Here is a 16,671-nt window from a genome sequence, read left to right as displayed (position 1 = left end):
GGGGCTCTTCGACGCAGCAAGCAAGCTGCAGGGCGTTTCCATGGAGTGGAGCTACGAATGAATATGCAGAGCGTGCAAGAAGAGATACGGGGCAATGTTTTAGCCGTAACGACGATCGGCTCATCGGGGCACGCATGTCTGCGCGAACCGTCGGATTTATTGCCCGCGGTTACCCTCGAATCGGTGGAAAGAGGTGTCCTTGAGCCCTCGTTGAACAGGGTCGTCATCCGGATCGCGCCATATCCCGATATGGCATGCGGTGACAGACTGGTACTGAGTTGGCACGGTCTCGATATCGAGGGTTTGCCGTATCGACAAGAGTTTGCGCGAGCGATCAGCGAGGCTCAGCTGGGGAGGGATATCGTTTTTGTCGTCAGCAGTCCTCATATCGCTGCGCTGGATGGCGGTTCGCTGGAAGTGTTCTGGACGTTGAGCAGCATGAAATGGTTGTTGCCCGTCAACTCCGTCAGGACTCGGCTGAATGTGGGGGATGTTCTATACAGTCTGTTGCCGCCCACGGTTGACGATGCCGTTGGCGGGCATCTTGATCCGGCGCGCGTCAACGAAGGCACCACTGTCACTCTCCAGCCTTATGCCGGGATGTCGGTGGGTGATCGAGTGGGTTTGTTCTGGCAGGGGGCTGCAGAGCACGCCTCATTCCGGGACAGCTTGATCGTCGAATCCTTTGCTGTCGGAACGCCGCTGGTGTTCGGTGTCGATCCTCGATTCATCATCCCGCATCGTGGCAGCGAAGTGCTTGTTCGATATGTCATCGAACAAAAAAACGGAGCGCTGCGCGAGTCGGGCTCCAGGAACATCATCATTGCTCCGTTGGTACGCGACGAGCTGGCCGCACCACAAGTGCTTGAAGCACGGGAAGGGGGGCTGGACGTAAGCGAAACCATTGATGGCGTCAGCGTAGTGATCAGCAATGCGCAGGTAGAGGTCGGTGAACTGGTTTTTCTCAAGTGCGATGGCGAGCACTACTCTCATCGCGATGATCGGGAAATAACCAGCGGAATGGAGATTGAGCCCCTGGTGTTTATCGTTCCCTATCGCTTCTGGCGCGAGCATGTCGGTACGGCTGTTCGCGTGTCCTACTCGGTTGAGCGACGGGATGATGTCAGTCAGGTATCCGATGTGGCACTGCTGAACGTGCAGACTTGATCGAGCGGCCTTCCGGGCAGGCATGCTCCGGAAGGCTGGTTCATATTCAGGCCAGGGACGGATTCCGAAGACGCTCCGCAGCATTGAGCAGCAGATGTTCCGTCGCAGTGAAACCCAGGCAGCCATCCGTTACCGAGACGCCGTAGCGCAACGACTCGCTCAATGGCTGACACCCTTCGAACAGATGCGACTCGATCATCATGCCGACCAGTGAGCGGTCTCCCTGCAGGCGCTGCTCCAGCACATCGTTGAAAACCTCCGGCTGACGAAGAGGGTCCTTGCCGCTGTTGGCATGGCTGCAATCGACCATGATCCGGCTCGGGATCTTCAGTCGGCTCAGTTCGGTATGGATTCGGGACACGCTGGCACGATCGTAGTTCGGCCCTTGGTGGCCACCGCGCAGGACCAAGTGTGTATCCGGATTGCCTGAAGTCGGAATGATTGCCGGATGGCCCTGGCTGTCTACGCCGAAATGGCGATGCGGATGAGCAGCCGAGCGCATTGCGTCGACGGCGATAGCCACGCCCCCGTCAGTGCCGTTCTTGAAGCCGACCGGCATGCTCAGCCCGCTGGCCATCTCGCGATGAATCTGTGATTCGGTTGTCCGCGCACCGATGGCGACCCAACTGAGCAGATCGTCGAAGTAGCCGGCCGCCATGGGTTGCAAAAGTTCGGTGGCAACGGGCAGGCCGAGGCGGATCATTTCCAGCATCAGTTCACGTGACAATGTAAGGCCGGCAGCCATGTCGTCACTGCCATCGAGATGGGGATCGTAGGCCAGGCCTTTCCAGCCGATGGTGGTGCGGGGCTTTTCGACGTAAGCACGCATCACAAGGAGCATTTCACTGCTGACTTCATCGGCCAGTCGAGCAAGTTTGCCTGCGTATTCGAGCGCGGATTCAGGATCATGAATGGAGCAAGGGCCGACGACGACCAGCAAACGGTGGTCTTCGCCGTTGAGTATGGCGCGGATCGCCTGACGGTGATCGGCAACCCGCTGGTTCAAGGCATTGCTCAGGGGCAGTTGCTGCTTGAGTTGCAGCGAACTGGGCAGACGCAGGGTCAATGCTTCGTTGGCCGGGTTCAGGGTGGACAGTGGCAGAGCAGAAACGGACGAGTTCATATTCGGTCTTCCTGGGCTGGTCGCGGGTCTTTCCCGCCGACTCGGCCCTATTGGGGTGTTCGACAGTTGGCCGTATTGGCTACGTGTGTTGGCTTGCCACCTGTGGGTGACCGATCGGAGGCGGCAGGCTGTCCCGAGCGGAGGCTGCTAAATCGCCAGGCGGTAAAGCTGTCGTAGCGGTAATAAGTGGCGTAGTTCATGTCGTTATTCCTCAAGTGTCTGGTGTGTCGCTGAAAATTCAGGGCCTGAAAAAACAAAACCCCCGGTCGGGAGGCCGACCGGGGGTTGAGAATTCTCTGGTAGGCGACCCGTCTATATGGGCGCCGTGTGGGTATCAGGCGCGCCAGTGGCTAAACCAATACCCAAAATAAAAGCTGGCTGGAGCGCAGATGCTGTTCACGCAGGCAGCCGCAACCGAGCGCTGGGCGCCGGTGGCATGAAGCTGTGCAATGGCGTTGAACATGGTCTGTCTCCGATGAATGCGCCGAGCTTACTAGAGCCCGCTACGCGTCAGCAATCAGAAATTGCTATTGCAGGTACAAGAAGGCCTCTATCGGTTGAGCCTGTGACACACTGTGGCTTTTCAGCTGCTCAGGGTTGAGTAGCGTCGCAGTCGCATCAGGGAGGGCAAGTCATGCAGGTGGTGGATGTGCAAACAAGCTTTCAATTACGACCGGCATCGCCCGATGACCTGTCGTTTACGCGAGAAATCACCTGTCGGAATATGCTTCCCTACTACATCAACTACGATCTGCTGTGGCAGGACGAAGCATTCGATCTTGCCTGGGCCGGACGCGAGAACTGGTTGATTGAGTGCGATGGCAGGCCCGTCGGTTATTTCAGCCTCAGTCGCGATGCTCGCGCGCTGTATATTCGCGAATTGCAGGTCTGCGAGGGATTTCAGGGACAAGGTGCAGGAGCCTGGGCGATCGATCAGGTTGTTGCAATTGCACGTCAGGAACGTCGACCGGCATTGCGTCTGACGGTGTTCAAGAATAATCCGGCGCAGAATCTGTATCGCAGAAAAGGAATGGTTGTGCAGGGCGAGGACGAATGTTTCCTGAGGATGCAGCTCGATTTCAGTACAACTGTGCTCTGAAACCCACGGCCGGCAAGCCCTGAATGATGAATTGAAACTTTTTATATGTTGCTTGCCGCTAGGTCTGTCTGGCACTTTTTGCTAAGGTGTCCGGCATCCCAATAAGACCATATCGCGAGGTGTCTGCTTGATTAGGGTGCTAGTGGTCGATGACCATGATCTCGTTCGTACAGGCATTACACGAATGCTGGCCGATATCGATGGCCTGCAAGTGGTCGGCCAGGCCGAGTCCGGGGAAGAATCCCTTATCAAGGCCCGTGAGTTGAAGCCCGACGTGGTGCTGATGGACGTCAAGATGCCTGGCATCGGCGGCCTGGAAGCCACGCGCAAACTATTGCGCAGCCATCCGGACATCAAGGTGGTCGCGGTCACCGTGTGTGAAGAAGATCCGTTTCCTACACGATTGCTGCAGGCGGGCGCTGCTGGCTACCTGACCAAAGGTGCCGGCTTGCCGGAAATGGTACAGGCCATCCGCCTGGTCTTTGCCGGTCAACGTTACATCAGCCCGCAAATTGCCCAACAGTTGGCAATCAAGTCGTTTCAGCCAACCAATGATTCTCCGTTCGACGCCTTGTCTGAGCGGGAAATTCAGATTGCGCTGATGATTGTCGGCTGTCAGAAGGTGCAGATCATTTCCGACAAATTGTGCTTGTCGCCAAAAACCGTAAACACCTACCGTTACCGCATTTTCGAGAAGCTTTCGATCAGCAGCGATGTCGAGCTGACGCTTCTGGCAGTTCGTCACGGCATGGTTGATGCCAGCCTCTGACCATGACTGAAACATTCGATTCCGGCGCCTTCCTGTCGACTGTCAGCGGGCGCCCTGGCGTTTATCGCATGTTCGACAGCGATGCGCGTCTGTTATACGTCGGCAAGGCCAAGAATCTGAAGAAGCGCCTGGCCAGTTACTTTCGCAAGACCGGGATGGCGCCGAAAACCGCTGCTCTCGTCGGGCGAATCGCCCAGGTCGAAACGACCATCACCGCCAACGAAACCGAAGCCCTGCTGCTTGAGCAAACGCTGATCAAGGAGTGGCGGCCGCCGTACAACATTCTGTTGCGTGATGATAAGTCCTATCCGTATGTGTTTCTGTCTGACGGGCAATTCCCTCGTCTCAGCATCCATCGCGGCGCCAAGAAGGCCAAGGGCAAATACTTCGGGCCTTATCCGAGTGCCGGGGCCATTCGTGAGAGCCTGAGCCTTCTGCAAAAGACGTTTTTCGTCCGTCAGTGTGAAGACAGTTATTACAAGAACCGCACACGTCCGTGCCTGCAGTACCAGATCAAGCGCTGCAAGGCTCCCTGTGTCGGGCTGGTCGAGCCAGAGGTCTACGCGGAAGACGTGCGGCACTCGGTGATGTTCCTCGAGGGCCGCAGCCATGCGTTGACCAATGAACTGTCGACCGCGATGGAAGAGGCTGCAATCAATCTCGAGTTCGAGCGCGCTGCAGAGCTGCGCGACCAGATTGCATTGCTGCGTCGCGTCCAGGATCAGCAGAGCATGGAAGGCGGGACTGGCGACATCGATGTGATCGCTGCTTTCGTCAACCCCGGTGGTGCCTGCGTGCATTTGATCAGCGTGCGGGGCGGTCGGGTTCTGGGGAGCAAGAACTTCTTTCCGCAGGTCGGCATCGAGGAAGACGTTGCGGAAGTCATGGCGGCGTTTCTTGGCCAGTATTTCATCAGCAGCCCTGAGCGGGATTTGCCAAGCGAACTGATCGTCAACGTTGTTCATGAAGACTTTCCCACGCTGGTCGAGGCGATCCAGGAACTTCGCGGGCGCGAACTGACGATCAGTCATCGGGTTCGCGGAACGAGGGCGCGCTGGCAGCAATTGGCCGTGACCAACGCCGAACAGGCGCTGGGCGCGAGGCTGGCGAACCGTCAGCACGTTGCCGCACGTTTCGAGGCCCTGGCCGAGGTGCTGAATCTCGACGAGCCGCCGCAACGGCTGGAGTGCTACGACATCAGTCATTCCAGCGGCGAGGCAACCGTTGCGTCCTGTGTGGTTTTCGGGCCGGAAGGGGCGATCAAGTCGGATTACCGTCGATACAACATCGAAGGCGTAACGGCCGGTGATGATTATGCGGCCATGCATCAGGCGCTGACCCGGCGCTTCAGCAAACTGAAGGACGGGGAGGGCAAGTTGCCGGACATTCTGCTGGTGGACGGCGGCAAAGGGCAGTTGTCGATGGCGCGTGATGTGCTCAACGAACTGGCCGTGCCGGATCTGATCCTGCTCGGTGTCGCGAAAGGCGCGACGCGCAAGGCGGGGTTCGAGACTTTGTATCTGAATGATGCTGCGCATGAGTTCACATTGCGTGGTGACTCCCCCGCGTTGCACCTGATTCAGCAGATCCGTGACGAAGCTCACCGCTTTGCAATCACCGGCCACCGTGCGCGTCGTGGCAAAACCCGTCGTACGTCAACGCTGGAAGGCGTGGCGGGCGTAGGTCCGACCCGTCGCAGGGACTTGTTGAAACATTTTGGTGGATTGCAGGAGCTGTCTCGTGCAAGCATCGAAGAGATCGCCAAAGCACCGGGGATCAGCAAAAAGCTAGCAGAGTCGATTTATGCAAACCTGCATAGTGAGTAGAATGCCCATTCACCTCGTAGCCAGTTGTGCCGATGAATATCCCTAATCTGATTACCGTTCTCCGTGTCCTGCTCATCCCGATCTTCATTTTGCTGTTCTATCTGCCTTACCAGTGGAGTTATCTGGCCTCAAGTTCGGTCTTTGCCTTCGCGGCAGCAACGGACTGGCTGGATGGTTATCTGGCACGACGCCTGGAGCAAAGCACTCCGTTTGGCGCGTTTCTGGATCCCGTCGCTGACAAATTGATGGTTGCCGTTGCGCTGGTGTTGCTGGTGCAAGAACACGGCAACTTGTGGCTCACACTACCGGCAGCCGTCATCATCGGTCGCGAGATCGTTGTTTCGGCGCTGCGTGAGTGGATGGCCGAGCTCGGTGCACGGGCCCATGTGGCGGTGTCGAACCTGGGCAAATGGAAAACCGCTGCTCAAATGCTTGCGTTGGTGATCCTTCTGGCCAACCCCAAGGTTTTCAGCTTCTGGGTTTTCATCGGTTATGCATTGCTGATGGTATCGGCAGGTCTGACGTTGTGGTCGATGGTTCAATACCTTCGGGCTGCCTGGCCACATCTGAAGACCGATGTTGAAAAGAAATAAAACTTTTTTGAATCAAAGGGTTGACGGCGCTTCTGATTTCTATAGAATGCGCCACACCAAGCGGGAATAGCTCAGTTGGTAGAGCACGACCTTGCCAAGGTCGGGGTCGCGAGTTCGAGTCTCGTTTCCCGCTCCAAGTTTGTACAGCGTTTGTTGTCGCGCTACTGACAACAAATGCTTTGAGGCCGAGTAGCAAAATGGTTATGCAGCGGATTGCAAATCCGCCTACGCCGGTTCGATTCCGACCTCGGCCTCCACTATAAACAAGCTCCGTAGATCCATGATTTACGGAGCTTTTTTTTGCAAATTTTAGCAAGATTTAATCTTGAAAATTACCTTTGCAAACTTGCTTCAGCGGGGACTGATGTATATATTTCCCCCCTCCTGTTGCGTAGGCTTCAATCTGTCAGGATTGGGAATCTGTATCAGGATAACGCTGCACCGCGCTACCGCCCGAATGGCGAAACTGGTAGACGCATGGGACTTAAAATCCCCCGTTCGTAAGGACGTGCCGGTTCGATTCCGGCTTCGGGCACCATCTAAAATCAAGGGTTTGCGGGCGAAAGCTGATGCAAACCCTTGCTTGCTTCTAGGCCGACGTTTTGAATTTGGCCACACTCACTTGGTCGCCGCCACTCTATTACTCATCAGATACCGGATGTCCTGCTTTTCCATCATTAGGGTGTCTGTGATTCTGTGCGAGGTCGGGGCCGGGGCGCGGTTCAAGGTGCTGATTTGGTGCAGAAAGGCACGGATTATTGTCAGTAAAGTAACGCGCAATTCTTTACCCGTTGGAGGGCATTTGGGCCGCTTCCGCAGCAGCCCTATCTGCTCAATGGGGCGTTCTTGCTGGCGCTTCGAGTGGGCGATGCGGCCGTTGAGGGGTTGTGTTGGCGAAGGGTTGGCAGAAGTATTCTAAAGCGCTGACAGCGGTAGAGGTTGTCACGTGAGTCCTCCACCGCTGGTCGGCAATGCCATCTAGCGTTGTCCATGAATCTGGCCCTCGACTCTCGTAAAGGGCGGCCGTTATTCATTTGAACGCAATTACTTTTGAGGCGCCTTGTGGTCTTCGAAAATAATGCTATATCTTGACAATATAGAAGTATTTGTCATGGCTATTGAGCACGTAAGAATCGCTACATATGCAAGTGCGATCGTTAAGTTTTTCAGGGATGGCAGATTTTTAATTTCAGGTGCGCAGAGTTTGAATGCGATTGCGCCGTAGCAGAGAATCTGTAGTGGAATGAAGAACCTCGTCTCTATTGCGCCAGGAATAATTGCTACCACCGGAAGTATAAACAATAATACCCAGAAAACTTTGGTTGAAATTGTTGTGTCGGATTTTGAATGTTCAATTGGCTTCTCTATGAGGCCACGAGCAAGAATAAATAATCCGAAAAAAAATACCGACAGGCTTATCGCTGAACGAAATACTTTTTCATGCGAAGGGGACGTTGTGTATACCTCATGGTCGCGCACATCGATGCCATTGATAAAGTGTCGTACGTATAGTTTGGAAAACTCGATTGGTTCTGATAGTGCCATTTTAAGGTACCAAGGCACTGTTGCTTTTATATCTTTCATTCCGTTATTGCTAAAAAAAAGTTCACCTTCTGGGTCGAAATAATAGATACCCGACACTTTTGCATTTTCTTCGTCTAGAAGAGTCTCATAGCGCTGTATTGTAATTCCCCATTTTAATTGGGTGGCAAACAGAGAGGCGTCGCCAATGTTTGATATTACAAAAGGCGAAGGGGTGTCGAAATGTTTGATGTTTATCAGTGTCTGGGGAGTGGAGCAAACTGCAGACCCAATAATGAAAACAACGGTTGCGAGAAGTCGGGTTTTTATTGATTTGTTTTTAAAAATCACAGCTGGAACAGCAATTGTTAATGCGATTAGCGTGAATATGTAAATCGATCTGGTGTTACAAGCTCCGTAAGCAAGTATTCCCGCAATGAAAACAAACGATAGCATACCAGTGATGGATGTTTTTTCTTTGGCGCAGATCAAAAGGTAAATGCTAAGGAAAGTCAGCGAAAGCGCAGGCAAGTCGCTCAGGGGGTACGAGACAAGCCCAGGAAAAAATATTGCAACAAGTGATGGAACAATAAGTCTTCTCGGAAGTGTGCTCGTCCCCCCAAAGATTTTTACAAACAGATCGGGAAAAACGATACCAAGGATGTAGCTGTACGCAACGGATTGTAGGACTCTTAATGGAAAGTATCCAAATTGCGGCATGGCTTCAGATAGGTATTTTGCGGGTGAAAGCAAAAGCGGGAAAAAATATCCTCGAAGATTTTGGGGGAAGGAGAAGTCCCAAATGTAGGAGCTCAAATACCAGTAGTCTTTCGCATCGCCCAAGAATATTTTTGCATCGATAGATTTTTGCGCGATATAAAATATAAATGTTGCCGCAATAAAGGCGATTATTTTCTGATCGTTATTCGCGATTTTTGCGAAGTACTCCAGCCACGTTTTTTTAATTGATCCCAAAGCCAGTGATTCCATATTGTGTCCTTTGCCCTTAGCGATGTTTTTGTGTCGTTTTTATGCGGTCGTGAAATTCTACAACATTAGCCATTAGATTTATCCGCTATCTGAACCCAGTCAACCTGATATTGGTCCCGGTTCGCGATCTGGCGCAATGTCGGATCGCTGCTGGCAAGGCAAGAGACGGCGAGGGTGGGGGATCATATGCCAGCAGCGGCTGAAACAGTTGTACTGATTTGATCCGCCACAGCGACTGCTCCGGGGCGGTTCAAATCAAACAGAACATCTTAGTTGATTATCTGAGGCAGCAGTTCCTTCGCAAAATGTCTAGATCCTACTGGAGTAAAGTGGTGTATATCGTAGTAATAAGGTGTTTCGTCAGCGCTGGCCATGGCGCATGTGTCTTTTGGGCAAATCGTTTTAAATACATCTACAAATTTGGCATTTGTAGTTGCGACGACAGCGGCAGCTGCATTTCTGCTGGTTATGATCGCCGGAAGTTCCAGCTCGTCGGAAGACATCATGCTGGTTTCTCCCGCTTCGACTTTCTTAATAACCAGCAGTGGGACACTTTGTTTGTATATTGGAGATGTGCCGAGGACCACTGTTTTGATGCCTAGACTAGACAGCTTGTCGATGGTGTCCTTGAGCTTTCCTATGGTCTCGGGGCTCGACGGCCAGATAGCGCTCATGATAACGAGAGACGGGTGAATTTGTTTTATAATCTCAAAATCATGAGTGTTAGATGCCCGGCAGTTTGGCCGTAACGCCGCATCGGTTTCTAATATCGGTGGGCAGCCTGAAGTAGTTAGCGCTCCCAGGAAATACCCTCGTTCTTCTATCAAAGGTTTCAATCCAGGGTATAAATGAATAGCGTGGCTATCTCCCCAGAGCATGATGCTTTTTTGGCCAGCTGCAGGAATACATCCACTGCGAAGCGCATCTGTTGAAGTTTGTTCCGGCCGGAGGAAGCACGTGCCATCAAGAAAGTCTTTCGCATAGCTATATTGAAGCATGGCGATGGCATTTACAGTTCGCGCTGTAGTCGGCTGAGGAAAGCCATTTTTTACTGTTACGTAACCTGAGATTGCAGCAACAAAAAACAGTGATGTTGCTGAAAGACTCAGTACTCTAAACGGGCGCCAGTCTTGTTTCGCTTTGCGAAAAGGCTGCTCGATAATCATGTAATTCAGTGTAGCCAAAATAAGGCATAATGCAAAAACGCACGCGGCACGTAAGTTTTGGTCGGCTGTTGGGAAAAGGCGATCAGCAAAAACTATAAGTGGCCAGTGAACAAGATACAATGAATAGGATATTTTCCCGATGAATCTCACCGGCGGTAATGATAGAGCGCGTCCAACAATGTTTTCTTGCTGGCAGCCTACTATCAGCAAGGCGGTGCCTAGGCAGGGAAGCAAGGCTGCAATCCCAGGAAATTTAGTATTTTCATCGTAAAAGAAGAAGCTAAAGCCAATCGCGGTTATGCCGATTGTCGCCGATATTAAGCCCGCCTTTTGGTTTCGTATACTAGGCAAGTTGGGGAGCGCAATCAAACTTCCGATCAGGAGTTCAAATGCTCTTGAGGGGAGCAGGTAAAATGAAGCTGTAGGATCTATGTATAAAAGACTTTGGGAGTACAGAAGCGAAAAAAGCATGATGATTGCGATAATTACGCTTAGCCAAAGCTTTCCAAATCTTATGGCTGCCAAAGCTATTAAAGGGAAAAAAATGTAAAACTGCTCTTCTACGCCTAGAGACCATAGATGCAGTAGTGGTATTTCGTTGGCGCCAACGGAGAAGTAATCGAGACTGCTATAGAAGAAAATATTAGCGGCAAAAAATGCAGATGCTATCGCAGTTTTAGCATAATGAGTTAGTTCGGCAGGGTACAAAAAAATGTATGCTGCAATTGAAGTTAATGCAACCACCGATAAAAAGCCGGGCAAAATACGTCGCGCGCGTCTGACGTAAAATTTCGCAATTGAGAACTCTGATCTACCTATCTCTTCAAAGATGCTTTTGGAAATTAGATATCCGGAGATCACAAAAAATATATCTACCCCCGTATATCCTCCTGGAAGAAAGCCTAATTTCAAGTGAAATATTATTACCCCGAGCACCGCAAGTGCTCTAAGCCCATCAATGTCAGAACGGTAGCGCAACATCAAAAAAATCCCTATTACTCGGCGCGTTGGCGTGGAGTAAGATTTATAAATCTATTTTTTGAGGAGTTTGGAGTGAACTCTATTTATCTAAGTAGTTGTTGTCTGTCTGTGGTCTACTCGTCCTCTCCGTAGTGAGTAGGTGGCGCACTTCGGATGGTGGTGCGCGATCAACGATCCTTGTATGAGAAAGGAAATTTCTACGGCCGTGTAATCCATCGAACTAGCTCCCTGAAATCTGGTGGCCTAGTGTAATCATTTGGGAGGTCAAGTGGCAGAATTTCCTGTTGTGAGTCAACTCGGTCTCAGACTACTGATCGATGCTGCGTGGTCGTTCTGGCCGTCCGACTCGACCAGCCAGGATTCGTTGCATCCGTCGCAAAGGGTCATGGGTGATTGACACGGAACACTGAGTTCCTCGCGATAAATGCAACGGGAATCTCGTCGCTTGCTGGCGCACATTGCTTGGTTTAACTCAATGTTCCTGGTTGTAAAGGAACGATGGTCGTCCACAAGGCCTGGATACGGGATGGTTCGTGAAACCCAGGATTTTCACGGATGCCAACAATCAAATGCGAATCGTGCGCTAAGAAATTTTCGGCCTCGTACTGACAATCATCCCGTGTGAGTATGAGGCTGACGCGATCCGGATTGCCAACGACACGGCCTTAGGGCTGAGCGCGCTGGTACACCGAAACAGCGATGAACGCTGTGTGAGTATTGCCCGTCAGATTGATTCGGGGCGTGTGTTGATCAATACGCTGACTCACAAACCACGAGCTCCTTTCAGTGGGTTCAAGCATTCGGTGCCGGGGCGAGAAATGGAGCGTTGGGGGAATGAACACGTATCTGTAACCCAAGACTTTGATTGCGAATGCACCGATGGACTGAGCAGGTCTGCATACGCTAGTCGTTTGTTAAATCTAAAAGCTTGCATGATATTTCTCATGCATACCTGCTTTTGTGTTTCCGATAAATACATACGTGTTCGTCCAATCGCCTTTTACTACCGCGCGTTCCAGATTCCGGTCGAAGCCGTGCGCCTGGCATAAGCGCTGAAGTCATTCGCAGGGCGCCCCAAGGCTTGTTTCACTCCATCGGCTACAGCCGCATTGCGCCCATCTAGCACGGTGGTGAAAAGGTAAAGCAACAGGTTGACATAGGGTGTCGGCAATTGCCTATGCTCAAGTTCCTTGAGGTAAGCCTGCGCCGAGACTTGCGTGAACTGAATATCCCGTCCGGTCGCCGAGCTGATTTCTTCTAGCGCTTCGTAAAAGGTCAGTGCCCTTGGCCCTGTGAGCTCATAAAATTTTCCTTTATGACCCGGTTTTGTGAGGACTTGCACGGCAACCTCGGCAATATCTTCCGCATCGACAAAGGGTTCAGCGATATTGCCGACCGGCAGCACGAGCTGACCTTCAATGATCGGATCGAGGAAATGCGCTTCGCTGAAGTTCTGGAAAAACCAGCTGGCACGCAGGATTGTCCAGTCGGTACCGCTGTTTTGCACAATCCGTTCAGCTTCTTGCGCTTCAATTTCACCGCGTCCTGAAAGCAGTACCAAGTGTTTGACGTGGTGCTCGACGGCGAGCGAAACGAACGCCTGCAGGGTTTCCAGCGCGCCGGGCATGGCGAGATCGGGCTGATAGGAGATATAGACTGCGCGCGCACCTGTGAGAGCAGCGCTCCATGTTGAAGGATTCTCCCAATCGAAGGGGATGGGTGCATTGCGCGACCCTGGTCGAACCGGATGTCCTTCTTCGATGAGTCGTTTACTGATTCGGCTTCCTGTTTTTCCGGTAGCGCCGAGTATCAGAACGGGTTGGGCTTCTGAGCTTGTCATGATCATCTCTCTGTTAACGTGAGCATCTCTCACAAAAAAATACGATAGATGCTCACGTTATTCCGTCAAGAAACGCCTGCCCTCAGCCGACGACAGGTCATTTGTTGGACGTCACGGATTTAAATCGAAGAGTCGGCGAGGGCCGGATGCAGTATTTCCCGAAGCGACATGCGCTTGAAGGTTTCGACCAGTCGCTTACCTTCTGCCTCGGAGCAGGAAATGGCCAGGCGCATCGTCGATTCACCCAGTTGCCAGACCAGAAAAGCCGCATCGCTGACTTGTTGTTGATTGGCGTCAGGAAAGGCGCGCAGCACCGCACGGGTCAACATTTGCGCCGCGATGCGACTTTCCTGCAGTTCCAGATCCAGCAGCTGTTTGTCAGCCTGCATGCCTGACCAGATATCGCGCATGACCGGTTCTGCCGTGATGACCTGGTAGTACAGATCCAGCAGGTCCGAATAAGCGACTTTCAGCGATTGCGCATTGTGGACCGTCTCCAGAGCAACCTGAATGCAGCGGCGGCTTTCGGCGTTGTAACGCTGCGCGAGGCTGAGGATGATCGAGCTTTTGTCGGGAAAATACTGGTAGAGAGAACCGATGGATATCTCGCAGAGTGAAGCGATTTCGCTCATCTTCAACTGATCGCTGCCCTTGCTGGCAATCAGCCGTGTAGCCACGCCGAGAATCCGTTCCTGCCGTTCACGGCTGCGTTTTTGCGACGGATTGCGGCGAGGCGAGGGGGGCGCTCCGAAGCTGTCTTCAGGATCAAGGGATGTTTGCACGCTGAGTTACCGAAACTGGAACCGACAGGACTCACCATAGCATCGGCAGGGCTACACAGTAATAAACACATCAGCAGAAATGGGCCGAACGGACGGCCCATTGTGTTCCCGGTCTAGACGAAGGCTTGCCCGGTGAAACCCCTTGGCAGGCGCTGGAGGCCAGCCATCTCCGTCAGACGTTCGATCCACTCGGAACGCCAACTGGATGCATGGTTCGTTGCCTTGGCATGGCGAGCGGCCCGGCGCGCCGCATTGCGCTGGTCTTTACGTGCATTTTTAAAAGCGTCGGTATTGCGGCAGCTGCGGCACTTGACGCGATTGAGTTCGGGGCTGGAGCTGAGGTTGTTGCCCTTGTGACCACAGGCCAGATGCCCGTCGACTTTGAAGTGAATGACCATGAGACGCCTCCTTGGTGACGTGTAAAGGGTTTGACCTTTCACCACCAAGGACGTTCTTTTTTGCAGGCATTGTGCGAATCAGTGAATCACCTGAAGCGTGGCAGCGGCCGATCGACAGGTTTGAGCGACGAAAGAGTGCTGCGAATCAGCGGCGTATCCTTTTCGATGTCGTTCAAGCGATCGCGAATGCGCAGGGCGGTCGGGTGCCCGCCTTGATGATCAACCCAGTCGGCGATCTCTTTGCAGGCCGCGGCAAGGCGTGCCTCCCGGGCCTCGAGCAAGGTGAGGAGAGTGGTGATGGACTCTCTTTCGGACATGGAACACCTCCGTTCAGGAAACCGCTCTGAGGCAGCAAAAAGCCCGCGAAGCGCGAGCTCTCTGCCGTTGGGGCGCTGCTCCTTCAGCTGGTTTGAGTATAGACCCGTAAATGACAGCTATCCGCCCGAAGACTCACAGTCCGTCACCCGTGAGCTGACGGCATTCAGTCGCTGGCATTCTCGCCGGGCGTCCTCTTCCAGATCGTAACCATCCCCGATGAAACCGCCGGTACGCGTGTCGTTGATGCGATACCAACTGGTGGCCTCGGCGGGTTCGTGGAGACTTTCTCCTGCGCGGCGACCGTGAATGATGATCTTGTTGCAACGCTTCACGACGAATATGTCTTCCATGGCGTCACCGCAGCTGATTCATATCAGATCAACTATAGAAGCCCTGACAAATCGTGCAAAAAATAGGCAGGTCAGTTCGTCGGTTGAAGTAGCCACCCGGAACGATGCCAGTTCAGAGAGTGAGTGGGTTTCAATGCCTTGAGGAAGTCCTGGTCGTGCGAAACGGCAACTATCGCTCCCGGAAATGTCTGCAAGGCTCGTTCGAAAGCTTCCACTGAGGGCAGGTCCAGATGATTGGTTGGCTCATCCAGCAACAGCAATTGCGCGGGGTCTGCTCTCCACAATGCGAGCGCCAGTGCGGCTTTCAGGCGTTCGCCACCGCTCAGTGAAACGCAACATCCCGTGGCGCGACGAGCATCCAGTTGCAGGTGAGCGAGGTTGCTGCGCAGCGTGCCTTCGTCCAGTCCCGCGCCCTGCATCATCAGCTGTTCGGTGATCGAGCGCTGATCGTCCAGTAGGGCCAGCTGCTGATCAATAAACGCGAACGGCACGTGAGTCGTGACGATTCCGCCGATTGGCGCCCATTGCCCGGCCAGCACCTTCAGCAGGGTCGATTTGCCGCACCCGTTGGGACCGCTGACAGCGATTCGCATCGGGCCACGGATCGCCAGGCTCAGGCGGCTTGTTGCTGCTGCGCGGGGCAGCCATGGCAATCCGGCTTCAATCAGTGTGCAGACCTGACGATTGTTCGGCACGGTGCTTCCGGGCAGGTTGACCAGCACACCGTCGGCGGGCTGTACCTTGGCGTATGCCTCCCGTACCTGGGCATCGAGCTCGGACTTGCGTGCCTGATGGCCCTGCCTGACGTGGCCCATGATTTCCCGGGCGGCGCCTTTGATCGCCACGTATTCGAAACTGGCAATGTTGGCGGTTTCGGCTTTGCGTCGGGAATTGGCTGCATGGCGTTGTATCGTGTCGTGTTCACGCCGCAACCGCACGTGCTCACGCTGGCGCTCGCTTCGGGCTTGGTCGAGACGTGCTTGTGCCGCCGCCTGATGAATCCGCTGGTGTTCACGGAACGCCGAATAATTGCCGCGAAAGTCATTTGCCTCCACGCCATTCAATTCGACAATCCGTTGCATGCCATCGAGCAGTTGCCGGTCATGGCTGACGACGATCAGCCCGCCGTGCCAGCGCGCCAGTGAGTTCATCAGCCATTGCCGTCCCGATGAATCCAGATGGTTAGTCGGTTCATCAAGGACCAGCAACGAAGCCTGACTCAAAAACGCTCCGATCAGTGCGACTCGTGCTTGCTGGCCGCCACTGAGTTGTTCGGTCAAGTCTGTGAATGCGACCTCGGCCAGCCCGGCGTCATCGAGCAAGCGCCGCAAACGCTCCGCGAGATCCCATTGTTCGCCAATGAGGTCGAAATCCTCGACGGACCCGCAGCCCCGGTTCATTCGTTCCAGGGCCTGAAGAATGGCGGCGCTGCCGGTGGTCTCGGCGACCGTCTCGCCAGGTGCAGCGACCAAGGTTTGCGCTACGTAGGTTGTGGCCACTGTGCGCGTCACGCTGCCGGTGGTGGGTAGCCATTGTCCGGCGATCAAGCGCGCAAGTACGCTTTTGCCGACACCGTTGCGTCCGACGATGGCGGTCGGCGTGTGATCGAACTTCAAATTAAGTGCATCGAAAATCGTCTCGCCATTGGCGAACTGGAAACCCAGTTGATTCAGGGAGACGAGGGCAGGCGTACGCGAGACGTGAGTCATCGGCACCTCCAAAAAATGTCGTGAAAACAGACAAGCGCC

16 protein-coding genes and 3 tRNA genes are annotated in these 16,671 nt (G+C 53.6%); 9 read left to right on the top strand and 10 right to left on the bottom strand.

The genetic code is table 11. From position 1 onward, the window contains the following. The first annotated feature begins 57 nt into the window (after nucleotides 1-57). On the top strand, nucleotides 58-1,167 hold the full coding sequence (locus AC07NR_RS08130; RefSeq protein WP_495078295.1) for a hypothetical protein: 1,110 nt from the start codon (nucleotides 58-60) through the stop codon (nucleotides 1,165-1,167). A 46-nt stretch (nucleotides 1,168-1,213) separates the two neighbouring features. Here AC07NR_RS08130 and AC07NR_RS08125 read toward each other — a convergent pair whose 3' ends face one another. Then, nucleotides 1,214-2,290, bottom strand: a complete 1,077-nt coding sequence (locus AC07NR_RS08125; RefSeq protein WP_305832792.1) for a 3-deoxy-7-phosphoheptulonate synthase — start codon at nucleotides 2,288-2,290, stop codon at nucleotides 1,214-1,216. Between the two features lie 334 nt (nucleotides 2,291-2,624). Then, nucleotides 2,625-2,753 carry a hypothetical protein gene (locus AC07NR_RS08120; RefSeq protein ID WP_263860270.1) on the bottom strand — a complete coding sequence of 43 codons (129 nt, stop codon included), beginning with the start codon at nucleotides 2,751-2,753 and terminating at the stop codon, nucleotides 2,625-2,627. A 171-nt stretch (nucleotides 2,754-2,924) separates the two neighbouring features. Here AC07NR_RS08120 and AC07NR_RS08115 point away from each other — a divergent pair, with 171 nt between their 5' ends. From AC07NR_RS08115 to AC07NR_RS08085, 7 genes are all read left to right on the top strand, one after another. Continuing rightward, complete coding sequence (locus tag AC07NR_RS08115; protein ID WP_495078294.1) at nucleotides 2,925-3,389, top strand: GNAT family N-acetyltransferase; 465 nt, start codon at nucleotides 2,925-2,927, stop codon at nucleotides 3,387-3,389. Nucleotides 3,390-3,516: 127 nt separating this feature from the next. Next, entirely contained in the window at nucleotides 3,517-4,158 is a 642-nt protein-coding gene (gacA, locus tag AC07NR_RS08110; RefSeq protein WP_032829778.1) for a response regulator transcription factor GacA, read from the top strand. A 2-nt stretch (nucleotides 4,159-4,160) separates the two neighbouring features. Further along, nucleotides 4,161-5,984: an excinuclease ABC subunit UvrC gene (gene uvrC, locus AC07NR_RS08105; protein WP_495078293.1), complete on the top strand. Its 1,824-nt coding sequence runs from the start codon at nucleotides 4,161-4,163 to the stop codon at nucleotides 5,982-5,984. 32 nt (nucleotides 5,985-6,016) lie between these two features. Then, nucleotides 6,017-6,577: a CDP-diacylglycerol--glycerol-3-phosphate 3-phosphatidyltransferase gene (gene pgsA / locus AC07NR_RS08100; protein ID WP_085603312.1), complete on the top strand. Its 561-nt coding sequence runs from the start codon at nucleotides 6,017-6,019 to the stop codon at nucleotides 6,575-6,577. Nucleotides 6,578-6,637: 60 nt separating this feature from the next. After that, nucleotides 6,638-6,713: transfer RNA gene (locus AC07NR_RS08095), tRNA-Gly, on the top strand. A gap of 47 nt (nucleotides 6,714-6,760) precedes the next feature. Further along, nucleotides 6,761-6,834 (top strand) — tRNA-Cys (locus tag AC07NR_RS08090). Between the two features lie 194 nt (nucleotides 6,835-7,028). Then, nucleotides 7,029-7,115, top strand: a tRNA-Leu gene (locus tag AC07NR_RS08085). 506 nt (nucleotides 7,116-7,621) lie between these two features. Here AC07NR_RS08085 and AC07NR_RS08080 read toward each other — a convergent pair. Together AC07NR_RS08080 and AC07NR_RS08075 are read right to left on the bottom strand one after the other, a co-directional pair. Continuing rightward, on the bottom strand, nucleotides 7,622-9,088 hold the full coding sequence (locus tag AC07NR_RS08080) for a hypothetical protein (protein ID WP_305832794.1): 1,467 nt from the start codon (nucleotides 9,086-9,088) through the stop codon (nucleotides 7,622-7,624). Between the two features lie 269 nt (nucleotides 9,089-9,357). Further along, on the bottom strand, nucleotides 9,358-11,235 hold the full coding sequence (locus tag AC07NR_RS08075; protein WP_248740588.1) for an acyltransferase family protein: 1,878 nt from the start codon (nucleotides 11,233-11,235) through the stop codon (nucleotides 9,358-9,360). Between the two features lie 590 nt (nucleotides 11,236-11,825). Between AC07NR_RS08075 and AC07NR_RS08070 the strand changes: the two genes are divergently transcribed. Further along, nucleotides 11,826-12,284, top strand: a complete 459-nt coding sequence (locus AC07NR_RS08070) for an aldehyde dehydrogenase family protein (protein ID WP_318653958.1) — start codon at nucleotides 11,826-11,828, stop codon at nucleotides 12,282-12,284. Here AC07NR_RS08070 and AC07NR_RS08065 read toward each other — a convergent pair. From AC07NR_RS08065 to AC07NR_RS08040, 6 genes are all read right to left on the bottom strand, one after another. Next, the gene (locus AC07NR_RS08065; protein ID WP_305832795.1) at nucleotides 12,239-13,075 is read right to left on the bottom strand and encodes an NAD(P)H-binding protein; all 837 of its coding nucleotides are present in this window, start codon (nucleotides 13,073-13,075) and stop codon (nucleotides 12,239-12,241) included. The genes AC07NR_RS08070 and AC07NR_RS08065 overlap by 46 nt on opposite strands. A gap of 119 nt (nucleotides 13,076-13,194) precedes the next feature. Beyond that, entirely contained in the window at nucleotides 13,195-13,857 is a 663-nt protein-coding gene (locus AC07NR_RS08060; RefSeq protein ID WP_495078292.1) for a TetR/AcrR family transcriptional regulator, read from the bottom strand. Between the two features lie 113 nt (nucleotides 13,858-13,970). Beyond that, nucleotides 13,971-14,255 (bottom strand): hypothetical protein, encoded by a 285-nt coding sequence (locus AC07NR_RS08055; RefSeq protein ID WP_495078291.1) that lies wholly within the window; start codon nucleotides 14,253-14,255, stop codon nucleotides 13,971-13,973. Nucleotides 14,256-14,341: 86 nt separating this feature from the next. After that, a complete protein-coding gene (locus AC07NR_RS08050) occupies nucleotides 14,342-14,572 on the bottom strand; it encodes a hypothetical protein (RefSeq protein ID WP_085710047.1) in 231 nt (76 codons plus the stop codon). A gap of 117 nt (nucleotides 14,573-14,689) precedes the next feature. Continuing rightward, nucleotides 14,690-14,923: a hypothetical protein gene (locus AC07NR_RS08045; protein ID WP_495078290.1), complete on the bottom strand. Its 234-nt coding sequence runs from the start codon at nucleotides 14,921-14,923 to the stop codon at nucleotides 14,690-14,692. Between the two features lie 71 nt (nucleotides 14,924-14,994). Then, on the bottom strand, nucleotides 14,995-16,632 hold the full coding sequence (locus AC07NR_RS08040; RefSeq protein ID WP_495078289.1) for an ATP-binding cassette domain-containing protein: 1,638 nt from the start codon (nucleotides 16,630-16,632) through the stop codon (nucleotides 14,995-14,997). Between the last annotated feature and the right edge of the window lie 39 nt (nucleotides 16,633-16,671).

This window comes from Pseudomonas sp. GW821-FHT09C09, from assembly GCF_059418105.1.
Note: the sequence above shows the minus strand (reverse complement) of the source record. Positions and strands in the feature narration are given on the sequence as shown.